The sequence below is a fragment of the Neobacillus sp. SRL179 genome, from assembly GCF_984799095.1.
The window spans coordinates 1,749,373-1,770,782 of the sequence record NZ_OZ481792.1 but is presented as its reverse complement, the minus strand read 5'-3'; the positions used below and the strand labels follow the sequence as shown (position 1 = coordinate 1,770,782).

The following is a 21,410-nucleotide window of genomic DNA, read 5'->3' as shown; positions in this document are numbered from 1 at the left end:
CTACTTAAAGGGGATAATATCACCGGTTGCCAGACTTTTTCTATTAATTCACGATATCTTCAAACCGTTCAACTACACCATTTTGCAGCAGGAACATCTTGTGATATAAACCGCCGAGTGAAAGCAGTTCTTGATGCGTCCCTCTCTCGACAATCTCCCCTTGATGCAGGACTAAAATCAAATCCGCATCCTGAATGGTCGACAAGCGGTGGGCAATCGCAATCGTGGTGCGCCCTTTCCGCATTTTCGCGAGCGCCGTTTGAATCGCTTCTTCCGTTTCAGTATCAATATTGGCGGTCGCTTCATCCAATACCAATATCTTGGGATTGGCGGCAATCGTCCTTGCAAATGCAATCAACTGCCGTTGACCGCTTGAGAAGGTCGCCCCTCTTTCGACGACTTTATGATCAAACCCATCCTCCAGCCTCTCGATAAAGGTATGGGCTTGCACAAACCTTGCCGCCTCTTCCACTTGTTCATCCGTCATCTCTTCGTTATGGAGGCGGATATTGTCCTTGACCGTCCCGTAAAACAAAAACGGATCTTGGAGGACGAGTCCCATTTTTTCGCGCAGCTCCGGTTTGGTATAATTCCGAATCGATTGGCCATCAATCAATATTTCCCCACGTTCGTATTCATAAAAACGCATCATTAAATTAATGATGGAGCTCTTTCCGCTGCCCGTATGACCGACAAGGGCGACCGTTTCCCCGGGGTTCGCTGTAAAGGAAATATTTTTTAACACATCCCGTTCCCCATCATAGGAAAAGCTTAAATTTTTAAATTCAATTTTTCCTTCTCCAATGGATAGAATCTCTTCCTCTTTCTGAGCGGGGGCCAATTCCTCTTCATCCAATAGTTTAAACACACGAGAACCGGCAACGATGGCTTGCTGGTATAACGATAGTCGCATCATCATTTGATTTACGGGTTCAAAGAACCGATCTAAGTAATTGATAAACGCATAGATGACCCCGATTTCTACACTATGCTGGAAGGAAGTGATCCCGAAATAGCTTAGGACAATAATTAAGGCAAAAATATAAATTAAATCAATCGCAGGTCTCAACAGTAATCCATCAATTTTGATATTTTTCATGCCTGCATTGTAATGCTGCTCGTTGATGTCACCAAACTCGTTCCTCAGACGTTTTTGCTGACGAAACACTTGAATAATCGCCATACCTGAGAGTGACTCCGCTAATTTGGCATTCAACTGACTAAGTCTCTCCCGCATATCAAGGTAAAAGCGGGAACTCATTTTTCGGTATAGGTTCATCACAAATAGTAAAATTGGGATGATAATGACGCAGAACAACGCTAGTTTTACGTTTAATATAAACATCGCGATGAAAATCCCCGTTAGTAAAAATCCCCCTTGAATGAACGTCGCAATCACGGTGACGAACATATCCTTAATCGCTTCCGTATCATTCGTTACCCTAGAGACGATACTGCCCGCAGGTGTTTTATCAAAATATTTTAACCCAAGCGACTGGACCTTGGAAAACACATCAATCCGCAGCTGCTGAATGATATAGAGGGCAATCTCTTGAAATTTAACAAATTGAAAAAACATCAAGATGGCTTTAACGACTTGAATCCCCATATACAAGGATCCGAGCATCATTAACGGCTGAAACGCAAGCTTTCCTGGGGTCAAATAGTCATCAATAAAGATTTTTACTAATAACGGCAGAACGATGTCACCAATGGTGGTTAAAATCAATAGAACAAAAGCCACTGTAATCATCTTTTTATGAGGCTTTGTATAGGAAAGCAAACGGAAAAGGACCTTTTTTTGTTCACGGTCTGATAGTTGTAATTTTTCTTCCATGTTATTGCCCTCCATGCTCAACCAGCTCTTCTAACTGCTGGTGTAAATACATTTCCTTATACCATCCGTCACCCTCCATCAATTCCTCATGAGTCCCTCTTTCGATGATGCTGCCATCTTCGAGGACAAGAATGAGATTTGCATGCTGAATAGCACTTAGGCGATGGGAGGTGATAATCGTCGTTTTCCCTTCGCGATTTTGGCGAAGTGATGACAGGATTGCTTCTTCTGTTTTGGCATCGACCGCTGACAGGGAATCATCCAGGACCAATACCTCTGGGTTCATTAACAGGGCACGGGCAATCGAAATTCTTTGCTTTTGTCCACCTGATAAGGAAACACCCCGTTCGCCTACAATGGTTTTATAACCATCCGTAAATTGGAGAATATCCTCATGAATATTCGCTAATTTTGCAGCGTGCTCAATTTCCTCCATGGTGGAAGATGGCGCGGTAAAAGCAATATTTTCCGCCACTGTAGCGGAAAAGAGGAAATGATCTTGTGGTACATAGCCAATTGCTTCTCGTAATTTATCTAGTTGATAGTCTTGCAGCTTTCTTCCTCCGAAACGAATTTCCCCTTGTTCCCCTTCAAACTCACGAATCAACAGTTTTAACAAGGTGGTTTTACCGGAACCCGTTTTACCGACGATTCCGAGTGTTTCACCTTGATGAAGCGAAAAACAAACATCCTTTAACATCGGCCGTTCATCGCCTGGATAAGTGAATTCAGCGATTCGGAACTCGATATCACCGGCTGGGACCGCGTCTAGTGCATCCTCTTGGTCGATGATTTCGACCTTTTCTCTTAGCAGGGCAGCCACACGGTCATAGGAGGCGCGCCCGCGTTCCACAATGTTAAACAGCCAGCCAAAGGCGAGCATCGGCCAAATTAACAAGCCTAAATAAGTAGTAAACGAGATTAATTCCCCAATGGTTAACTCCCCATTTAGTACGAATCTGGCTCCAAAGGCAATCGATAAGAAAAAGGATATCCCTACGATAATCGAGATCGTTGGATCATAGAGTGAGTCAATTTTTGCGACGACAATGTTTTTTTGGACAACATCGTTCGAAAGCTTGCGAAAATCCTCGATATCCTCCTTTTCCTGTCCAAAGGTTTTAATGACTTTAATGCCAGAGATACTTTCCTGTGTTTTATCATTTAAAGAAGAAAAAGCCTCCTGTGCTTTGTAGAAGCTCTTATGTAGCATCGTCCCAAACCAGCTCGTTAGCATCGCCATAAACGGCAGTGGAATCAAACAAATCAAGGTTAGCTTCCAGCTGATCGTAAACGTCATCGCAAGAATAACAAACCCGCCTGTAGAAAGAGAGTCTACAAGTGTTAACACGCCTGCCCCCGCCGTCTGCTGGATAGCGGATAAGTCGTTGGTCGCATGAGCCATCAGGTCTCCAATCCGGCTTTTTTGATAAAACGCGGGAGACATGTTGGTAAAATGATGGAACAAGCGATTCCGTAAGATTTTACTAAGCTTGACCGATGAACCAAAAATCATAATTCTCCAATAATATCGAAGGACATACATCGCCAGCCCCGTACCAATGAGAACGATGATCCACTCAACAAGCATTCCTTTTGTGATGGTTCCTTCATTAATATGGTCGGCAATAATCCCGATCACTTTAGGCGGAATCAATTGCAGCAGTGCTACGACTAATAAAATCAAAACCCCTGATATGTACGCTTTTTTCTCTTGTTTAAAAAACCAGCCTAACTCTAAAAATACTTTCAAACATACATCCCCCCAAAAACCAAGATATTCAATTGTCAAAAAGAAATTCTCGCATTACATACTGAGAATCCATTTTATCAAATATTTTCAAAATAATAAAGATTAAGAAATCGTTGGATATGTGCATCAAAAAAGCACTCATTGTCATATGAGTGCTTGTCCATTTATTTGCCTTGCTGCTTATTCATAGCAGACATCATTTGGTTGATCTTCTTTTGCGAAGGTTTCATACCCATTTGCATCATCATCATTTTTAACATTTGTTCGTTGATTGGCGGATTTTTCTTTAAGTAGCTCATCATGTATTTACGAGCAATGAAAAATCCTAGTGCTACACCGACAGCTAAAGCCAGTATACCAACTAGAATGTAATATCCCATTATACTTCCTCCTTCATGTTGTTCACATTACAGTGTACTAAATAAAGTGGAATAAAACAATATCTCGTTTTAGATATATTTTCTTTCTTTAATCGGTTTTAACCAGCCAACCCGCTCGTGTTCCAGATCAATCGCTAAAAAGGAAGCTTCCACTTTTCTGAGCACTTCAAAAAAAGCTGTCTCCGCCTCATAGCTGCCCTCAGCCTCCACTGAAATTAAGTCTTGATATACTTCGACCCGTGCCGTGCTTAGTTTTCCGCTCAATTCAATCGTGTAGGCACCATGATCTGCTTTAAATCCTTTATTTTTACCGAGTTGTTTCTGAATCAACTGATGAATCTTTAACACTTCGACCCGTTTTGTTATATAGGAAATTTGCTTTTGTGTTATAAATTTTAGCTCGCCGTCAGCCGTTTGATGTTCTTTAAAAAGCTGAAAAAATATTCGCTCTCTTCCGAAGTAATGGGCGGCAAATTCATCTTCTATTAAATAAAGCTGATATTTTCTCACCACTGCTCTCTCCTTCGTTGAAACCCTTTTTACTATTATAAGAAAATTCTAACAAAACTTTTGTCTTTCGGCGGCAAAAACTTTCACTTTTTTTGTCGATTACCATATTTCTAAACAATTTAACTATGAATTCGGTAGTTTTATGGAACAATCCTTTCCATTAGCCACTTGTTCAAAAAATTGTAAGAATTCTAATAAACAAGTTAACACTATACAAACCCCATTTCTTCCATTTCAAACGTAGAACAAATAAATTTTTCTCATTAAAAACAAGGCTTGCTTATTATGTAAACAATGACATGGATACGCGCTTTTTTTCATACTATATGTTGGGGGTGGAAATATGCCAAGAGCTAATTACCGAAGTTCAGACGTTGACTTAATGGCACGGATGATGAGAGCGGAAGCCGAAGGTGAAGGAAAACAAGGTATGTTATATGTAGGAAATGTCATTGTGAATCGTCTTGTCGCAAACTGTTCAGACTTTAAGGGGTTAAGAACTGTTCGACAAGTCATTTTTCAAGTACAAGGAGGAAATTATTCCTTTGAAGCAGTCCAAAAAGGGAATGTTTTTTATCAAAGAGCAAGAACTGCTGAAAGAAGATTAGCCAAACAGAATTTGGATTATTGGAGAGACCATCCAGCCAAATATGCACTTTGGTATTTTAATCCACATGCTCCATGCCCTCCAACATGGTTCGGTCAACCTCACACAGGTCAATTTAAAGAACATTGTTTTTATGAACCAAAACCTGGAACATGTGATAGTGTTTATAGCGGTTAATCTAGCTTATATACAGTAGAGCAAGTCGTAGTTATTTAAAGTAGATAAAGTTAAAAGCTTGGGGTTTCTTTAGAAAACCCCAAGCTTTTTTTTGTTAAGCCCTACTTCCATTTACCAGTTAATACCTGTGTTAGATCCGTTGCGGGTGACGGTGCCCATGAATCTCTGTCAACCCGTTATGGTGAATAACCAATTTTGAATTTATCAGAATTTGAAATCTTATTAGATTCTAAAAGATAACCCTTCTTCCTTCAATGCAGACCTAAGTTTCGGTAAAGAAGCTGGACCTATATCGTGAAATTTTAAAATCTCTTTCTCACTATATTTTGATAACTGTTGTAAAGAAACTATACCATTGTTTTCTATGGCTCGTCTTGCTGGTGCGGATAGTAATGCAAGAAATCCATTTTTCGGTTTGCGTTCTTGCTCGCAAATCGGACAAGTTGGACAATCGCTACTTACAACTGCTTTCATACTCAGTCCTCCTTTCCCTACTTATTCAGGAGACCCTCCTTGGTTAAGAAGTCTCTTGCCACATCTTCCGCTTTCTTCCCTTTCACACCTACCTCATAGTTCATTGTTTGCATTTGGCTGTCGGTAATTTTTCCGGCAAGTTTGTTCAATGCCGGGACAATCTCGGGGTATTTGTCGATCGTTTCTTGCCGTAATAAAGGTGAACCCTGATATGGCGGGAAGAAATGTTTATCATCTTCGAGAACAACGAGATGGTATTTTTGTAGTTCTCCATCTGTGGAATAGGCATTCATCAGGTTTACTTTGCCTTTTTGAATGGCATGATACCTTACAGACGGATCCATGGTAACCACTTTAAAATTCAAACCATATTCCTTAGCCAACCCTGGATATCCATCTGGTATGTCGGCAAACTCTGGATTAAAACCGGCTGTTACAAGCTGCTCGACTTTTACGAGGTCAGAAATCTTTTTCAGATTATACTTTTTAGCAAAATCCTCTGGGACCGCTATCGCATAGGTATCATTAAATTTCATAGGAGCTAACAATGCCATCTTATATTTTTTTGCCATGCCTACTTTTGCTTGTGAGTATACTTCTGCACCGTTAGTACTTACGGGGTTCTCTTTTAAGAAATTGACAATGGCGGTTCCCGAAAACTCAGGATAAATATCAACATCCTTCGACTTTAAGGCATTAAAAACAAAAGTCGTATCGCCTAACCCCGTTCTTAACTTCACTTTCAAGTCTGTATTTTCTTCGATTAGTAATTTATACATATGGTCCAAAATTTCCGGTTCCGGACCCAACTTGCCAGCAATCACAATCTGCTTTTGCTCATTTTGAAGAAGGTTCGGAGCTATCATAGAACCAATGATTAACACGGTAACCAGCGCAAGAGCACCAGAGGCGACCATGATTTTTTTAAAGGGAACTCTTTCCAACCCACGAAGCAGAAGGTCAAAAATAATCGCTAAAAGTGCGGACGGCACAGCTCCGAGGACAATTAGTGAATAATCATTTCGGGATATTCCAAGTAGAATAATATCCCCTAATCCACCTGCTCCAATCAAGGATGCAATCGTGGCCGTTCCGATAATAAAAATGGTAGCCGTTCGAATACCCGCCATGATGACAGGCATGGCTAAAGGAAGCTCAACTTTTAGCAGCCTTTTTCTCCTGTTCATCCCCATCGCGCTTGCGGCTTCTAATAATGAAGGTTCTACCTCTTTAATTCCCGTGTATGTATTCCGTAATAGAGGAAGGAGAGCATAAGCGATTAGCGCAATGACAGCAGGGACCGTTCCTATTCCAAACAGTGGAATCAAAAGGCCTAACAAAGCTAAAGATGGAATGGTTTGCAGCACTCCAGTAACGCCAATGATATATTCTGCTATTCTTTGTTTTCGTGTTAAATAAATTCCGAGTGGAATCGCAATAATTAATGAGAAAAAAAGGGCAATTAACGATATTTCTAGATGTTGCAAAAGAGCGTTCAAGAGCTGAGATTTCCGATCTGACAAGACACCTATCATATTACTCAAGACTTTGCCCTCCTTCCCTCAAATATCGTGACATTACCTTCATCGTATTTTGCCGACTGATCAATCCAACAGTTGTTCCATTTTTCTCAACAATAATTTGTTCATATGATGCAAGATGCTCTAATACCTCATCTACTGTAGTTGATAAGGGGATATTTTTCTTCTCGGAGATGATTACTTGTTTTTCTGTAATGGGAATGATCAGGTCCTCTATTTGAATCGATAGTTTTTTGTTTCCTACAAATTCACGAACAAAATCATTCACAGGATTGGTTAAAAATTCGTGGGGGGTACCAATCTGAACGATTTCACCATCTTTCATCAGACAAATACGGTCTCCTAGCTTTAAAGCTTCTTGCATATCATGTGTGACAAATACAATTGTTTTCTTCAGTTTTCGTTGAATTTCCAGCATATCATCCTGCAACTTTTCACGGCTAAATGGATCAAGTGCACTAAAAGGCTCGTCCATCAAGATGATTTCAGGGTCGGCAGCTAACGCTCTAATTACACCTACTCGCTGCTGTTGTCCACCCGAAAGTTCACTAGGTTTTCGATTTCGATATTCTTTTGGATCAAGACCTACCATGTTGAGCAATTCATCAACACGGGCATCGGTCTTTTCTTTGTTCCAATTTTTCAGTTCCGGAACAACCGCAATGTTTTCCTCGATGGTCATATGTGGAAACAGGGCTATTTGCTGAAGAACATACCCGATATTCCAACGAAGTTCATTGATATCATAGTCACTAATTTTCTTTCCATTAATCCAAACCCAACCTTTTGTAAGTTCGATCAGGCGGTTGACCATTTTTAATGTGGTGGTTTTCCCCGAGCCGCTGGGACCGATTAATACAAAAAATTCGCCTTTCTTTATTTCGAAATCTAAAGATTTTACGGCAAAGGTCCCATTCGGAAATTGTTTCGATACCTGTTCAAATCGAATCATTTTACCGCTCCTTTCTTTTACTAGCTTACCCCATTATTCCACGTATCAAGCTGGGATACCGTTCTTGACTACTAGGATGGATATCCCTTAGATGGTGAGTTGTTTTGCAGGACTATGAATATAATTTCGTAGTAAAATAGTGACCAAACCTAGGATCAACGATAAGATTCCCACTAATACGACATATGGTGTTCCCATTTCTGTTATAAATACCCCGCCTATCGCTGCACCAATGGTTGTTCCAATATTACAAGAGGATAAAAATAAACCATTGGCGAAATCAGGTGCTTCGGGAGCTGCAGTTGAAAGCAAATATTGATTGATATTGCCCCCTACTCCACCTAATATCCCCCAAATTAAAGTAATGATTGCCATTGGTATGGTAAACTGTCCAAAAAAGAATAATAGGATGTAAACGAGCCCTAATACAAAAGGAAAAGCTGCGACAATCTTGTTCGCTTTTTTAGTTAGTAGTTTCCCTGCTAGTATATTTCCAATAATATTGGCTCCGCCATATACGAATAATATTAAACTAATGGTGTTCGAGGGCATATGGGTAACAGTTTTCAGATAATCAGCTAGATAACTAAAAACCCCAAATACGCTCGAGTTTAATAAAATGACAGTCACAATGGAAAGCCATGTTATTGATTTTTTTAAGACGGAAAATTGTGTACCATAAGAAAGTCTTTCTCTAACTGGCATAGATGGGACAAAAATCAATGTAGCAATAAATACGATAGCATTTACAATTGCAAAAAAGGCCATTGCCATTTCAAACGAAACGGCATTAGAGAGAAAACTCGCGATTGGTACGCCGACTACCATACCGGCTGATACTCCTACAAATACTTTTGAAACAGCCTTTGGAGCTTCCTCTTTACTAACTGATGCAGCAGCTACAGTAAATGCCAAAGAACAATAAATAGGATGAAAAAAGGCTGGAATGATACGAGCAATTAATAGAATGGTAAAGTTAGAGGTAACTATCGATACGATGTTACCCACAACGAAAACACCTAAAACAAGTAACATGACCTTCTTCCGATTAATCCCCGAGAACATTAACGGCATGGTTGGACCAGATATGGCAACAACAAGGGCAAAAAGACTCACGAGCCATCCTGCTTTAGATATACTGACATGGAAGTGCTCAGAGATGGCAGGTAAGATTCCAATTACCCCCATTTCGGTATTTAAAATGCCGAAGACACCTATGGTTAATATAATAATCAGCAAATTATTTCGTCTAGTCAAATAAACAACTCCTATCTTCTAGTTCAGTCAATAAGTTTCCACACTATTTATTCTAGCAGTGCCCTTCTTATATGCCCAATACTTATATCTCATATCAAGATATGCTTGATGGGCATTTCTAAATTGTATATACTAATACCTTATAAAGGAGGAGTGTCCTTTGGAATTAAGAGTTTTGCGATATTTTCTTACTGTAGCAAGAGAAGGAAGCATTACGGGTGCTGCTGATTTTTTGCATGTGACACAGCCAACCTTGTCAAGACAATTAAAAGACCTTGAACAAGATTTGGGAAAAAAACTATTTACTCGCAGCAGTCACAGGATTATTCTCACAGATGAAGGACTGCTCCTGAGAAAGAGAGCAGAAGAAATCGTTGAGATGGTTGATAAATTAGAGGCCGAGTTTCATTCCATGGAAGAAACCATGAGTGGTGATATTTACATAGGCGGCGGGGAAACGGACGCCATGAAACAGATTGCACGGGTAGGTAAAGGCTTACAGGTAAGTTATCCAAATATTCGCTATCACCTATACAGTGGAAACGAAGACGATGTGACTGAACGGCTTGACAAGGGATTGCTTGATTTTGGTATTTTAATTCAACCAGCTGATTTGTCAAAATACAATTATATCAATATCCCCGCCAAAGATGTTTGGGGAGTTGTAATGAGGAAAGACAGTCCTCTTGCTTTTAAAGATACCATTCTAGCAGCGGATTTATTAAATGTGCCGCTAATCTGCTCCCGGCAGGTTATGAAACAAACCTTTTCGAAAAATGAATTTGCGGATTGGTTTGGCGAAGATTTTGATAAATTAAACATCGTGACGACATACAATCTTGCCTATAATGCTTCCATTATGGTGGAAGAAGGCATTGGTTATGCAGTAACCATTGATAAAATAGTGAATACATCTAGTGATAGTAACCTTTGTTTTAGGCCGTTAGAGCCGAGGCTGGAATCTGGCTTAAATATGGTTTGGAAAAAGCATCAGGTTTTTTCCGCTGCTGCTGAAATGTTTTTACATGCCATTCAGGCGAAATTTTCACGATCCACAAATTGAATTTCCATCAAGTAAAGAGGCACGCTGTTAGGCGTGCCCCTAGTGGTTTACCCTAACTTACATCGCTTGTTCCTCTACACGTACTTTATCTCTCATTTTTCTCGAAAATAAATCCCTTAGTACAACAGGAAGTGCGATTGCATTTTTAAAGCTGCCTTTGTGGATGCTTTTGAAATGATCATTATAATTTTTCATTCACACAACCTACATTGTACTGATATCAATCACGAATCGATACTTAACATCTGAAGCTAAGACACGCTCGTAGGCTTCATCAATTTGGTCAGCCGAAATGACTTCAATCTTAGGAACAATATTATGTTCTGCACAGAAGTCTAACATTTCCTGAGTCTGGCGGATGCCTCCAATCATTGAACCTGCAAATGAACGGCGGTGACCGATTAAATTTATTACGCTTAGTGATAACGGTTCTGCAGGAGCACCAACGTTAACCAGTGTTCCGTCAAGAGTAAGCAGCCCTAAATAAGCATTCAGGTCAAGTTTTGCACTTACCGTGTTAAGAATGAAGTCAAAGGATCCAGCAAGTTTCTCGAAAGTATCTGGATCGCTTGTAGCGTAGTAGTGGTCTGCGCCAAGTTGCAAACCATCTTCCTTTTTCTTCAAGGTTTGGGACAGTACAGTGACCTCGGCACCCATGGCATGTGCAATTTGGACGGCCATGTGGCCAAGGCCACCCATACCAACAACCGCTACTTTCTGACCAGGTCCGACTCCCCAGTGGTTTAGTGGAGAAAACGTCGTAATGCCTGCACAAAGTAATGGTGCTGCGACGTCAAACCCGATACCATCAGGTATTCTGAGTACGAAGTCCTCCGTTACGACAATATGGGTAGAATAGCCACCTTGTGTGGGCTCACCGTACTTGTCAACACCGGCATAGGTAGGGATATTTCCATTGAGACAGTATTGTTCTTCTCCTTTACGGCAGTTCTCACACTCGCCACAGGAATCAACCATACAACCGACCCCAACTCGGTCGCCTACTTTATACTTTGTCACCTCGGCTCCAACCTCAGTGACAATTCCCGCGATTTCGTGGCCTGGTACAAGAGGATAGTTCACGGGACCCCACTCGCCATGTGCAGTGTGGATGTCAGAGTGACAGATGCCTGCATATTTAATTTCAATTAAAACATCATGTAAATCAAGGTCACGTCTGTTAATTTCAGCAATCCGAAATGGTTTATCTGGACCGTCGACTGCACGCGCTTTAGCTGTTATCATTTGTTATACCTCCAAATTAATATGATTTTCAAGAGAGTGACTTGTAGCGGGTTTGATACTTAACTACCCTTATTCTCTTGCAAAAACTAGAATAATCCCTAGAGTTAACTCTAGGTCAAGCAAAAAAGCTTATTTGCGGAATCATTACTTGATTTAGTTAATCTTTGACGGTATTACATATAGCATGATAAAATGCTATGAAAACATAGAGTTAACTCGAGGTCTATATCAATAGAAAAGGAAATAAATGATCATGACATATTCAATTAGTGAAGTGGCAGAAGAATTAAATCTCACCGTATATACCTTACGTTACTACGACAAAGAGGGCCTCATCCCTTTTGTAGAACGGACCCCTAGTGGAACGCGTTTATTTAAAGAATCCGATATTGAAGCATTAAAAATTATCCAATGTCTAAAGTCTACTGGGATGCCTATTAAGGAAATTAAAGGGTTCATCGAATGGTGTTCTGAGGGCGATTCCACCTTGCAGCAAAGATATGATATGTTCTTGGAGCGAAAAGCTGCTGTAGAAGCACAGTTGGAAGAACTGAAGAAGACAATGGAACTCATTAATCACAAATGCAATTACTATATGACGGCATTGGATGCAGGAACGGAAGATATCCATAAAAAAGATAAAATAGGGAGTTTTTAACTAACAAAAAGCCATCTGTCCTTTATCTAAACTAAAGGATAGGTGGCTCATTTAATAAATTTCTTACATAGAAAAAGAAAGAAGAGTCATCTAGCTTTTTATCTGAGAAAAGCCTCATTTTTTGAAATCCGTATGATGTCACGAGGAAGATACTTTTCAAAATGCCTGGCGGTCATTTGATGCAAGTTTGATTGATACCACTTCGATAATTCATGTGCCTGAAATAGCGCAGGCATTCCCAATCTCTCAGAACGCTTTCCCATCGCCCCATCGCCAATGCTTAAAGTATCGATCCAAATATGGTCCACTATTCCTTCCAAGACTTTAGGAAAGTCAGGAGTAAAAGGTAAAACCGGAGAGATTGACGCTTGCGTGGATATTCCTGCATCGTGCAGTTCCTTTAAGGCCTTTACCCGCAATTTAATCCCAGGTGCATACGGAGCAAAAATTTGCTTTATATCTTCCCTGTCGGTCTCAACTGTTACCGATACAAGAACCTCACATTTATCTTTTAACTGTGCAATTAAATCAATATCCCGTGTAACAAGTGGGCTTCGTGTTTGAATTTGCAGAAAATCAGGCGGATTTTCAATCATTTCTTCTAAAATTCCTCGTGTAATTCTAGCTTTACGTTCCATGGGCTGGTACGGATCGGTTGCGGAGGACATAAAAATATTTACAGGTCTGTTTTTCTTACGAAGTTTCAACATTTCATTTCGATAATTTGCAGCTGCATTTGTTTTTATGTCCAACCATTCTCCCCACGGGATATCCTTGAATTTTTGAATGGGCATTTCCCTTACATAGCAATACCTGCAGCCAAACCCACAGCCACTATATGGATTTAGTGAATGGGTAAATCCGACATCCAAATATCCTTTTGCTTCAGTAAGAATTTTCTTGGCTAGTATTTCTCTTGTTTCCATCCCCATATTTTCCACTCCTCTCTTTTTATTCTTTTTTGCCTAAAACCATGAAAAATGACCAACAATAAAAATTTGTTGGTCATTTTATATTTAACGATATTTGTGATAGGTTATTTTATTTTTGTAAGAGCGCCTTTACGCGTGCAACTACGTTTTCTACAGTAAAGCCGTATTCTTCCATAATCTTTTCACCAGGTGCTGAAGCCCCGAACTTGTCAATCGCTAATACGTCGCCTTCATCACCAGTGTACTTGTGCCAGCCAAAGGAAGCACCTACTTCAATACCAAGGCGTTTTTTCACACTCTTTGGTAATACGGAGTCTTTGTATTCTTGAGATTGCTGTTCAAAGCGATCCCATGATGGCATGCTGACAACAGACACATGAACGCCTTCGCCGGCAAGAGCTTGTTGCGCTTCAACAGCAAGGCTAACCTCTGAACCCGTTGCTAACAATAAAGCATCAGGTGTTTCTCTTTCAGATGGAGAAACGACGTATGCCCCTTTTGACACTCCATCGTATGCACGTGTGTCTGTACCTTTTAATGTAGGTAAATCTTGACGAGTCAAGATAAGTGCGGTTGGTTTGTTGGTTGATTCCACAGCAAGTTTCCATGCAGCGGCAGTTTCGTTACCATCTGCTGGGCGAATAATTGATAAACCTGGCATTGCTCTTAATGCAGCTAGTTGTTCAACTGGCTCATGGGTTGGTCCATCTTCACCAACAGCAATACTATCATGCGTAAATACATATGTGACAGGTAAGCCCATTAAGGCAGCCAGACGAATAGCTGGGCGTAAGTAATCAGAGAAAACAAAGAATGTGCCCCCGAATACTTTTACTCCACCATGCAGGGTAATACCGTTCATGGCAGCACCCATTGCAAATTCACGGACACCAAACCAGAAGTTGCGGCCCTCGTATGAACCTGGCATGTAATCAGCCGATCCTTTAATCATCGTTTTATTCGAGCCGGCAAGGTCTGCTGAACCACCAATAAAAATAGGCAGGTTTTTCGCAATCGCATTTAACACTTCTCCTGATGAAGCACGGCTAGCCAAACTCTTTCCTTCTGGATAAACTGGAATATCTTTGTCCCACCCCTCAGGAAGTTCGTGGTTTAATGCCTGTACTAACTGCAATGCTAATTCTGGATATTCTTTTTTATAATCAGCGAAAAGGTCATTCCATTCTTTTTCCTTTTTCTCGCCATTTTCAACGATTAGCTTGCGGAAGTTTTCATATACTTCTTCTGGTACATGGAAGTCTTCTTCAAATGTCCATTTATAAGCTTCTTTTGTAAGCTTTAACTCGTCAGCACCAAGCGGCGCACCGTGTACACCAGATGTACCGGCACGGTTTGGTGAACCATAGCCAATGATTGTTCTAACTTCTATTATGGTTGGACGGTCAAGATCACTCTTTGCTGCCTCTAGGGCATTAGCGATTTCTTCAAGGTTATTACCATCTTCAACACGAAGATATTGCCAGCCATACGATTGGAAACGACCTTTAACACTTTCGGAGAATGATTTATTTAAATCACCGTCTAGTGAAATGTCATTAGAATCATAAAGAACTACCAAACGTCCTAATTTTAAGTGTCCAGCCAGTGATGCTGCCTCTGCTGAAACACCTTCCATCAAGTCCCCATCTCCACAGATGCTATATGTAAAATGGTTCACAAGTTCAAATTTATCTTTATTATAAACACTTGCCACATGGCGCTCTGCCATTGCCATTCCGACAGCCATGGCAATTCCTTGGCCAAGCGGACCAGTTGTTGCTTCTACACCTTCAGTGTGGCCGTACTCAGGGTGTCCTGGAGTCTTACTGCCCCATTGACGGAATTGTTTAATTTCATCCATACTCAAATCGTAGCCTGATAAGTGAAGCATGCTGTATAACAAGGCGGAACCGTGTCCTGCTGATAAAACAAAACGATCACGGTTAAACCAATGAGGGTTCTTTGGATTATGATTCATAAATCTTGTCCATAATGTATAAGTCATTGGTGCTGCACCCATTGGCAATCCGGGATGCCCAGAATTTGCTTTCTCGATTGCATCAATGGAAAGCGTGCGAATCGATGTTACGGATAAATCATCAATTGGATTAAACATGAATTACATCCTTTCTTTAAAACGGATACTAAATACATCCTTTATATTATATTGCAACCGAATTTAATTCAACAAATAGCCCTGAAATTAGAAATAAAAGTCACTTTGTTTGTTAGTCTGACACAGAAATCGTCTAACTATGTAAGCGAAAATCGAAAAGCTCGCCTAAGTGACGAGCTGACTTTTAGTTATGTCCAAGAAATCTCCATAACCATTAATGAAGTCTGTTTTTCTTTCTGGCTTTAATTTTTTCAGGTGTTACATCATTTCCTAATGGATCAACGATTTTTGTATTTGTTAATGTATCGAGCATGCTTGCTCGGAAAGTAGCCAAATATTCACTTCTTAGAGATGATTGCTCTTTTGCTTCTGATTCTGTTAAACCAGACGATTTAGCTTTTTTAGCTAGTTCGTTAATACGCGCCATTTTTTCTTTTGAAAGCATTAAGTACCATCCTTTCTAACAGGTTAAGACACTTGATTTTACTAAAAAATAGACCTCCTGACAAGGCAGAAGGTCTAGGGGTACAAATATTAAATTCTTTCTTACTCACCGGTTTCAGCAAAAAGCTTAATGCGGTCACCTATTTCGTCACGGACACGTTGGAAGAATGCCCACTTTTCTTCTTCAGAGCCTTGAGCTTTTGCCGGGTCATCAAATCCCCAATGAACTCGTTTTACACTTGGAGGTGTTACAGGACATTTATCAGCTGCATCACCACAGAGGGTTACAACTAAATCAGCACTATTTAAATATGCAGGATCGATAAGATCTGAAGTATGATTTGAAATATCAATTCCTTCTTCTTTCATCGCTTTTAAAGCATTTGGATTCAACCCATGTGTTTCAATACCCGCACTGCGTACTTCCCATTCATCACCTAAATGCTTCTTTGCCCAACCTTCTGCCATTTGGCTGCGGCAAGAGTTCCCTGTACATAAAAAGTATATTTTCTTTTTGTTTTCCATGTTGAATTCCACCTTTTAGATTAGAATTAGGCTGCATTTTCTTTAAAATATTTTCGTTTAAACCATAATGCCACGTTAACCAATGCAATCATGACAGGTACTTCCACAAGCGGCCCAATTACGGCCGCAAATGCTGCCCCGGAATGGATCCCAAATACACCAACAGCCACAGCAATCGCTAATTCAAAGTTATTACTTCCAGCTGTAAAAGCAAGCGTTGTTGTCACAGGGTAGTTCGCTCCAATTTTCCTTCCCATGAAAAAGGAAACAAAGAACATTATTACAAAGTAAATTAATAAAGGAATGGCGATACGTACTACATCTAGTGGCAGGCTTACAATAGCGTCCCCTTTTAGTGAGAACATTACGATAATCGTAAACAGTAGGGCAACTAGCGTAATAGGACTAATTTTAGGTATAAACACTTTCTCATACCATTGTCTGCCTTTTGCTTTTACCAATGTAAACCGTGTGATCATTCCAGCAATAAAAGGTATTCCAAGGTAGATGAAAACTGATTTTGCTACTTCAATCATCGTAATGTTTACCACTGCCCCTTGGATTCCTATCCATTCAGGAATAATGGTTACAAACACATACGCATAAACGGAGAAGAATAACATTTGAAAAATAGAATTAAATGCTACTAACCCAGCTGCGTATTCTGTATCCCCTTTTGCAAGATCATTCCATACAATAACCATTGCAATGCAACGAGCTAAACCAATCATAATGAGACCCACCATATACTCTGGTTTATCAGGAAGAAAGATAATCGCTAATAAAAACATAAGAATGGGTCCTATGATCCAATTTTGTACTAGTGATAAAACCAAGACTTTTACATCTTTAAATACTCTTCCAATTTCCTCATAGCGAACTTTTGCAAGAGGAGGATACATCATTAAAATTAAACCGATCGCAAGCGGAATCGATGTTGTGCCAACTTGCAATTTATTCATTCCTTCTACAAAGCCTGGAAAAATGAAACCCAAGCCAATACCGACTGCCATTGCTAGAAAGATCCAAAGTGTTAGGTATCGATCCAAAAACGATAACCGTTTTTTCCCTGTATTACTCATATTTACACACCCTTTTGTTTTCAGTTAACAACCACAACGAAGCGTAGGATTGCTTTTTTCTATCTGTTTGATCTTTTCCGTCTGAACTGGTACATGCTCTAAAATGTCCTCTATGAGTGCATACAAATCACTTTGTGAATTCAATGAATAATAAATCCACTGACCCCTGCGGTCCTCTTTTATTAACCCTAAGTCCTTCAATTTACGAAGATGCTGGCTGATTGAGGGCTGACTCATATCAAACACTTCTTGAAATTCACATACACAACATTCTCGTTGTTTTAAAATGGTCACAATGGTTAAGCGGGTTTTATCCCCTAATAACTTTAAAACGTTCGCTGCACGTTCTATATCGACAATTGATTTCACCAAAATAGTCACTTCCTTTTATATAAGTAAATAATCATATTCCTATTTGTATTTCTGAAATATGTAATAGTCTAATTTTCTGTAAGCACAGGGAATTTATACATATATGAATGTCTAATTCAATTAAATTAACATATAACTATTTGCTTATATATTAAAACTAAGTTGAATTTATTTCAAGAAATCAATTGTAAAGTTAATGTAAATAAATAAGATTGATAGCCGCAGCTACCAATCTTATTTTTAACGTTTAAACTATTTGTTTTCAACATGAATACACAACTTATAAATCTTTTCATATATCAATAGTGTTAGTTTCTATCTTTCCTTCACGCTCATCCATATATTCTTTATACCTTCTATGTACTGTTGCTTTACTTACGTCATATCCCAATCCTCTTAAGGTTGCGGCAATTTCATGAAAGGTAAGTTTCTTTTTCCGAAGATTTATTATCTCTTCAACAGGAATCTCTTTTTTATCTCTGCCGCCCAAGTGAATATTGGATAAGTTCTTATATGGGTCGAAGCCATCCTTTATAGCCCTTGCCATTCCCCTGCTGATTCTATATTTTGCAATCCGACTTTGAAACTCTTCAACCGCACTTAAAATTTCTAAAACCATTAAATCTGCATCTGATAAAAAAATCTCACCCTGATCCTGTATGGTAAAAACTTTTATATTCATTTTTCGCAGTTCATGTATAAGTGCAATTTTAGAATGTCCCCTTCCTAAACGGGTATCATCCTGAATAAGTAAAACATCAGCTTGCTTTTCTTTAAATAATGCTAATGCTTCAATAATTCCATCTCGCTCTACATCAAATCCACTATGTCTTTCTTCAATTGTTTTTATGACATCAAATTGGTTAACTTCGGCGAATTCTTGGAGTTCTTCCTTTTGTCTCTTTAATGATGTATCTTGTGTGTTTTTTTCCGTGCTTACACGGCAGTATATAATTGCTTTCATTGATCAGCCTTCCTATTCTTCTTCAGGAGCACTAGCTAATATGGTGGTAGTGGAGTCAGCCTTTTTACTAACGGGAATGATAATTTCTTCACCAGGAAAGATTTGATCACTCATATCTTCGTTATGCTTTTTGACCCAGCTGACGAACTCATCATTTGATAAGGAATGCTGATCTGCATATTGGTTTGAAATCTTCCAGAGTGAGTCGCCTTCAGAAATAGTTACTTTTAAATATTCTTGTTGATCAATTTCATGATTCTTTATTGATAATATAAATGCCAGTGAGCAGCTTAAGATTATGAGAGTAATAGCATACGAGTATTTTTTCCATAAGTTTTTCATATAAATGCACCTCGATAAGAATATATGTTCCCTTTTGCTGTTTTTATTATATTCCGAACATCTGTTTGTTGTCAACCATTTTTTCGAACTTATGTTTGTATAAGATGGAAGAACATGCTATAATAAAGACAACATTAACCAGGCGAGGTGCATTATCATGGTAAAGATATCTAAACGGCAGCAGGATATCCTCGATTTCATTAAAGATGAGGTCAGAAGTAAAGGGTATCCTCCTTCAGTCAGGGAAATTGGCGAAGCAGTTGGACTTGCTTCCAGCTCTACTGTTCACGGTCACTTAGCAAGGTTGGAAAGTAAAGGACTTATTAGGAGAGATCCTACTAAACCTAGAGCTATAGAAATTTTGGATGCAGATGAAGCAGCCAGCATTCCAAGAAATAAAGTTGTAAACGTACCAGTCGTTGGGAAAGTTACGGCCGGGATTCCGATAACAGCTATTGAAAATGTAGAAGAGTACTTCCCTCTTCCTGAAAGTCTTGCTCCGTCAGATGAACAAGTATTTATGCTAGAAATCATGGGTGAAAGTATGATAGAAGCAGGTATCCTTGATGGGGACTATGTTATTGTAAAACAGCAGCAAACTGCTAATAACGGTGACATTGTAGTAGCCATGACCGAGGAAGATGAAGCAACATGTAAAAGATTTTTTAAGGAAAAGGACTATATTCGTCTGCAGCCGGAAAACTCTACCATGGATCCTATCATTTTACGAAATGTAGCCATTCTGGGAAAAGTCATCGGAGTCTATCGACATATACATTAGGATAAAAAGAGCTGCGATCAGCTCTTTTTTATTTGGGAAAATTTCTTTAAATAAATAGCAATCATGAATAAATACTAAAAACTCAGTATTTTTACTCATGCTCATGTTGTTAATCTTTCATATAATAGTAGTACACCAAGATTTACCTTAGGTCCCAAAAATAATAGGCTTAAGGAGTGTGAGAAACAGTGTTAATGGACATTATTTTCTCGTTAGTGATTGGTGGGTCGGTTGGAATTCTTGGGCATGTTCGGAAGCATGGAAAAATCATTATGCCTCGAAGAACAAAAAAGTTCCTTTATCTCGGTTTTCTGGAAGAAGTACTTCTAGGTGCAATTGCCTCTCTTCTCCTCGTCCTGTATACAGCTCCTAATTCTTTTGTGGAGATTCTTATTTTCTCTATTATTGCAGGAATTACGGGTGATACCGTTCTGTATCAATTTAGAATAGTGAAACATGACGGAGAGAAATAATAGGTTTAGTTTCCCCAGTATGGATGCCTCCTTACTGGGGTTTATTTTTTTATTAATATGAAATAAAAAAAAGCTGTATAAAAACAGCTTTTAATTCCTTGCCAACACGCCCATTTCAGTAAAAACATCTCGAATTTGGTGTGTATATTCGCCAAATTTCTGCGTTTCTCTTAAACTCCAGTGCCTTGGGCGCGGAAAATCAATCTTTATTTCCTTTGTCACTTCACAAGGACGATTCGAGAGAATTAATACTCGGTCAGATAACATGACTGCTTCTTCTATGTCATGGGTAATTAAAAAACAGGTTTTTTTATGCTTCATCCATAGGTGTTCAATATCAGAACCAGTCCGCTCCCTTGTCAGGGCATCCAAAGCGCCAAAAGGTTCATCCATGAGAAGGATTTGAGGATCATGCAAGAGCGCTCTACAAATAGCTACCCGTTGCTGCATCCCTCCCGAAAGTTCTTTAGGATATTTATTCTCAAACCCTTCTAGTCCCACCAATTTCATTAATTCCGCTGCTTTTACTCTGTATTCCTTCAATGGTAATTTTCGAATTTCCGCCTGAAGTAAAATATTATCTATAATGGTCCGCCATTCTAATAGTAATGGTTTTTGAAAGATGATCCCTACATCCGTTCTAGGCTCATTCACCTCTTTCCCCTTTACCCTCACTCTGCCTTGTGTTTGTTTTACTAGTCCAGAAATAATCATCAGTAACGTGCTCTTACCACAACCGCTTGGGCCTAAAAGTGAAACAAACTCACCATCTTGCACGTTAAAATGGAGATCCTTTACTGCTTGCACTTCTCCATTTCTTGTTTGATACGTCTTTCCAATATGTTCAATTTCGATTAATGGCTTGGTAGCAATCTCTATTGTCAAAAGAATTCTCCTTCCCTGGATGAGCGTCACCGGGGCTGAA

The 21,410-nt window shown here is 39.4% G+C and carries 24 protein-coding genes; 5 read left to right on the top strand and 19 right to left on the bottom strand.

From position 1 onward, the window contains the following. Positions 1–43: 43 nt before the first annotated feature. The 4 genes from AC4E8C_RS08790 to sirA form a co-directional block, all read right to left on the bottom strand. Positions 44–1,837 carry an ABC transporter ATP-binding protein gene (locus AC4E8C_RS08790; RefSeq protein ID WP_490211727.1) on the bottom strand — a complete coding sequence of 598 codons (1,794 nt, stop codon included), beginning with the start codon at positions 1,835–1,837 and terminating at the stop codon, positions 44–46. Between the two features lies 1 nt (position 1,838). Further along, on the bottom strand, positions 1,839–3,590 hold the full coding sequence (locus AC4E8C_RS08785; RefSeq protein ID WP_490211725.1) for an ABC transporter transmembrane domain-containing protein: 1,752 nt from the start codon (positions 3,588–3,590) through the stop codon (positions 1,839–1,841). Between the two features lie 164 nt (positions 3,591–3,754). Next, positions 3,755–3,970, bottom strand: coding sequence for a YneF family protein (locus tag AC4E8C_RS08780; RefSeq protein WP_488328923.1), 216 nt, complete (start codon positions 3,968–3,970; stop codon positions 3,755–3,757). A gap of 69 nt (positions 3,971–4,039) precedes the next feature. Then, entirely contained in the window at positions 4,040–4,480 is a 441-nt protein-coding gene (sirA, locus tag AC4E8C_RS08775; RefSeq protein WP_490211724.1) for a sporulation inhibitor of replication protein SirA, read from the bottom strand. A gap of 343 nt (positions 4,481–4,823) precedes the next feature. Between sirA and AC4E8C_RS08770 the strand changes: the two genes are divergently transcribed. Continuing rightward, the gene (locus tag AC4E8C_RS08770; RefSeq protein ID WP_490211723.1) at positions 4,824–5,264 is read left to right on the top strand and encodes a cell wall hydrolase; all 441 of its coding nucleotides are present in this window, start codon (positions 4,824–4,826) and stop codon (positions 5,262–5,264) included. 222 nt (positions 5,265–5,486) lie between these two features. Here the strand turns inward: AC4E8C_RS08770 and AC4E8C_RS08765 are convergent, their stop codons facing one another. The 4 genes from AC4E8C_RS08765 to AC4E8C_RS08750 all read right to left on the bottom strand — a co-directional run bounded on the left by AC4E8C_RS08765 (position 5,487) and on the right by AC4E8C_RS08750 (position 9,488). Next, positions 5,487–5,738 (bottom strand): RNA polymerase alpha subunit C-terminal domain-containing protein, encoded by a 252-nt coding sequence (locus tag AC4E8C_RS08765; protein WP_490211722.1) that lies wholly within the window; start codon positions 5,736–5,738, stop codon positions 5,487–5,489. Between the two features lie 17 nt (positions 5,739–5,755). Further along, positions 5,756–7,273: an osmoprotectant update ABC transporter permease/substrate-binding subunit OpuFB gene (opuFB, locus tag AC4E8C_RS08760; RefSeq protein WP_490212509.1), complete on the bottom strand. Its 1,518-nt coding sequence runs from the start codon at positions 7,271–7,273 to the stop codon at positions 5,756–5,758. A 1-nt stretch (position 7,274) separates the two neighbouring features. Further along, the gene (gene opuFA, locus AC4E8C_RS08755) at positions 7,275–8,231 is read right to left on the bottom strand and encodes an osmoprotectant update ABC transporter ATP-binding subunit OpuFA (RefSeq protein WP_490211721.1); all 957 of its coding nucleotides are present in this window, start codon (positions 8,229–8,231) and stop codon (positions 7,275–7,277) included. Positions 8,232–8,318: 87 nt separating this feature from the next. Beyond that, positions 8,319–9,488, bottom strand: coding sequence for an MFS transporter (locus AC4E8C_RS08750; RefSeq protein ID WP_490211720.1), 1,170 nt, complete (start codon positions 9,486–9,488; stop codon positions 8,319–8,321). Between the two features lie 160 nt (positions 9,489–9,648). Between AC4E8C_RS08750 and AC4E8C_RS08745 the strand changes: the two genes are divergently transcribed. Beyond that, on the top strand, positions 9,649–10,551 hold the full coding sequence (locus tag AC4E8C_RS08745) for a LysR family transcriptional regulator (RefSeq protein ID WP_490211719.1): 903 nt from the start codon (positions 9,649–9,651) through the stop codon (positions 10,549–10,551). A gap of 57 nt (positions 10,552–10,608) precedes the next feature. On the opposite strand, the gene AC4E8C_RS08740 is transcribed toward AC4E8C_RS08745, so the two are convergent. Next, entirely contained in the window at positions 10,609–10,746 is a 138-nt protein-coding gene (locus AC4E8C_RS08740) for a hypothetical protein (protein WP_490211718.1), read from the bottom strand. Positions 10,747–10,755: 9 nt separating this feature from the next. Then, entirely contained in the window at positions 10,756–11,796 is a 1,041-nt protein-coding gene (locus AC4E8C_RS08735) for an NAD(P)-dependent alcohol dehydrogenase (RefSeq protein WP_490211717.1), read from the bottom strand. A 250-nt stretch (positions 11,797–12,046) separates the two neighbouring features. Here AC4E8C_RS08735 and AC4E8C_RS08730 point away from each other — a divergent pair, with 250 nt between their 5' ends. Further along, positions 12,047–12,454, top strand: a complete 408-nt coding sequence (locus AC4E8C_RS08730) for a MerR family transcriptional regulator (protein WP_490212508.1) — start codon at positions 12,047–12,049, stop codon at positions 12,452–12,454. Positions 12,455–12,552: 98 nt separating this feature from the next. Here AC4E8C_RS08730 and AC4E8C_RS08725 read toward each other — a convergent pair whose 3' ends face one another. The 8 genes from AC4E8C_RS08725 to yneA form a co-directional block, all read right to left on the bottom strand. Next, a complete protein-coding gene (locus AC4E8C_RS08725) occupies positions 12,553–13,386 on the bottom strand; it encodes an SPL family radical SAM protein (RefSeq protein ID WP_490211716.1) in 834 nt (277 codons plus the stop codon). Between the two features lie 109 nt (positions 13,387–13,495). After that, positions 13,496–15,502 (bottom strand): transketolase, encoded by a 2,007-nt coding sequence (tkt, locus tag AC4E8C_RS08720; protein ID WP_490211715.1) that lies wholly within the window; start codon positions 15,500–15,502, stop codon positions 13,496–13,498. 214 nt (positions 15,503–15,716) lie between these two features. Next, positions 15,717–15,947 (bottom strand): DUF896 domain-containing protein, encoded by a 231-nt coding sequence (locus tag AC4E8C_RS08715; protein ID WP_490211714.1) that lies wholly within the window; start codon positions 15,945–15,947, stop codon positions 15,717–15,719. A gap of 101 nt (positions 15,948–16,048) precedes the next feature. Continuing rightward, positions 16,049–16,471, bottom strand: a complete 423-nt coding sequence (gene arsC, locus AC4E8C_RS08710) for an arsenate reductase (thioredoxin) (protein WP_490211713.1) — start codon at positions 16,469–16,471, stop codon at positions 16,049–16,051. 26 nt (positions 16,472–16,497) lie between these two features. Further along, positions 16,498–17,553: an ACR3 family arsenite efflux transporter gene (gene arsB / locus AC4E8C_RS08705; RefSeq protein WP_490211712.1), complete on the bottom strand. Its 1,056-nt coding sequence runs from the start codon at positions 17,551–17,553 to the stop codon at positions 16,498–16,500. Positions 17,554–17,577: 24 nt separating this feature from the next. Further along, on the bottom strand, positions 17,578–17,925 hold the full coding sequence (locus AC4E8C_RS08700; RefSeq protein WP_490211711.1) for an ArsR/SmtB family transcription factor: 348 nt from the start codon (positions 17,923–17,925) through the stop codon (positions 17,578–17,580). A 292-nt stretch (positions 17,926–18,217) separates the two neighbouring features. Continuing rightward, positions 18,218–18,889, bottom strand: a complete 672-nt coding sequence (locus tag AC4E8C_RS08695; protein ID WP_490211710.1) for a YneB family resolvase-like protein — start codon at positions 18,887–18,889, stop codon at positions 18,218–18,220. A gap of 12 nt (positions 18,890–18,901) precedes the next feature. Further along, positions 18,902–19,231 (bottom strand): cell division suppressor protein YneA, encoded by a 330-nt coding sequence (gene yneA / locus AC4E8C_RS08690; RefSeq protein WP_490211709.1) that lies wholly within the window; start codon positions 19,229–19,231, stop codon positions 18,902–18,904. Between the two features lie 157 nt (positions 19,232–19,388). Between yneA and lexA the strand changes: the two genes are divergently transcribed. Continuing rightward, entirely contained in the window at positions 19,389–20,012 is a 624-nt protein-coding gene (gene lexA / locus AC4E8C_RS08685) for a transcriptional repressor LexA (protein WP_490211708.1), read from the top strand. A gap of 194 nt (positions 20,013–20,206) precedes the next feature. Beyond that, a complete protein-coding gene (locus AC4E8C_RS08680; RefSeq protein ID WP_490212507.1) occupies positions 20,207–20,485 on the top strand; it encodes a DUF4257 domain-containing protein in 279 nt (92 codons plus the stop codon). 90 nt (positions 20,486–20,575) lie between these two features. Here the strand turns inward: AC4E8C_RS08680 and AC4E8C_RS08675 are convergent, their stop codons facing one another. Beyond that, the gene (locus AC4E8C_RS08675; protein WP_490211707.1) at positions 20,576–21,370 is read right to left on the bottom strand and encodes an ABC transporter ATP-binding protein; all 795 of its coding nucleotides are present in this window, start codon (positions 21,368–21,370) and stop codon (positions 20,576–20,578) included. Positions 21,371–21,410: the final 40 nt, after the last annotated feature.

What these genes read in the sequence shown, in the direction of transcription:
- AC4E8C_RS08790 (WP_490211727.1), bottom strand. Translation starts at nt 1,837, where the DNA reads ATGGAAGAAAAATTACAACTATCAGACCGTGAACAAAAAAAGGTCCTT.
- AC4E8C_RS08780 (WP_488328923.1), bottom strand. Translation starts at nt 3,970, where the DNA reads ATGGGATATTACATTCTAGTTGGTATACTGGCTTTAGCTGTCGGTGTA.
- AC4E8C_RS08770 (WP_490211723.1), top strand. Translation starts at nt 4,824, where the DNA reads ATGCCAAGAGCTAATTACCGAAGTTCAGACGTTGACTTAATGGCACGG.
- AC4E8C_RS08765 (WP_490211722.1), bottom strand. Translation starts at nt 5,738, where the DNA reads ATGAAAGCAGTTGTAAGTAGCGATTGTCCAACTTGTCCGATTTGCGAG.
- opuFB (WP_490212509.1), bottom strand. Translation starts at nt 7,273, where the DNA reads ATGATAGGTGTCTTGTCAGATCGGAAATCTCAGCTCTTGAACGCTCTT.
- opuFA (WP_490211721.1), bottom strand. Translation starts at nt 8,231, where the DNA reads ATGATTCGATTTGAACAGGTATCGAAACAATTTCCGAATGGGACCTTT.
- AC4E8C_RS08740 (WP_490211718.1), bottom strand. Translation starts at nt 10,746, where the DNA reads ATGAAAAATTATAATGATCATTTCAAAAGCATCCACAAAGGCAGCTTT.
- AC4E8C_RS08735 (WP_490211717.1), bottom strand. Translation starts at nt 11,796, where the DNA reads ATGATAACAGCTAAAGCGCGTGCAGTCGACGGTCCAGATAAACCATTT.
- AC4E8C_RS08725 (WP_490211716.1), bottom strand. Translation starts at nt 13,386, where the DNA reads ATGGGGATGGAAACAAGAGAAATACTAGCCAAGAAAATTCTTACTGAA.
- tkt (WP_490211715.1), bottom strand. Translation starts at nt 15,502, where the DNA reads ATGTTTAATCCAATTGATGATTTATCCGTAACATCGATTCGCACGCTT.
- AC4E8C_RS08715 (WP_490211714.1), bottom strand. Translation starts at nt 15,947, where the DNA reads ATGCTTTCAAAAGAAAAAATGGCGCGTATTAACGAACTAGCTAAAAAA.
- arsC (WP_490211713.1), bottom strand. Translation starts at nt 16,471, where the DNA reads ATGGAAAACAAAAAGAAAATATACTTTTTATGTACAGGGAACTCTTGC.
- arsB (WP_490211712.1), bottom strand. Translation starts at nt 17,553, where the DNA reads ATGAGTAATACAGGGAAAAAACGGTTATCGTTTTTGGATCGATACCTA.
- AC4E8C_RS08695 (WP_490211710.1), bottom strand. Translation starts at nt 18,889, where the DNA reads ATGAAAGCAATTATATACTGCCGTGTAAGCACGGAAAAAAACACACAA.
- yneA (WP_490211709.1), bottom strand. Translation starts at nt 19,231, where the DNA reads ATGAAAAACTTATGGAAAAAATACTCGTATGCTATTACTCTCATAATC.
- lexA (WP_490211708.1), top strand. Translation starts at nt 19,389, where the DNA reads ATGGTAAAGATATCTAAACGGCAGCAGGATATCCTCGATTTCATTAAA.
- AC4E8C_RS08680 (WP_490212507.1), top strand. Translation starts at nt 20,207, where the DNA reads ATGGACATTATTTTCTCGTTAGTGATTGGTGGGTCGGTTGGAATTCTT.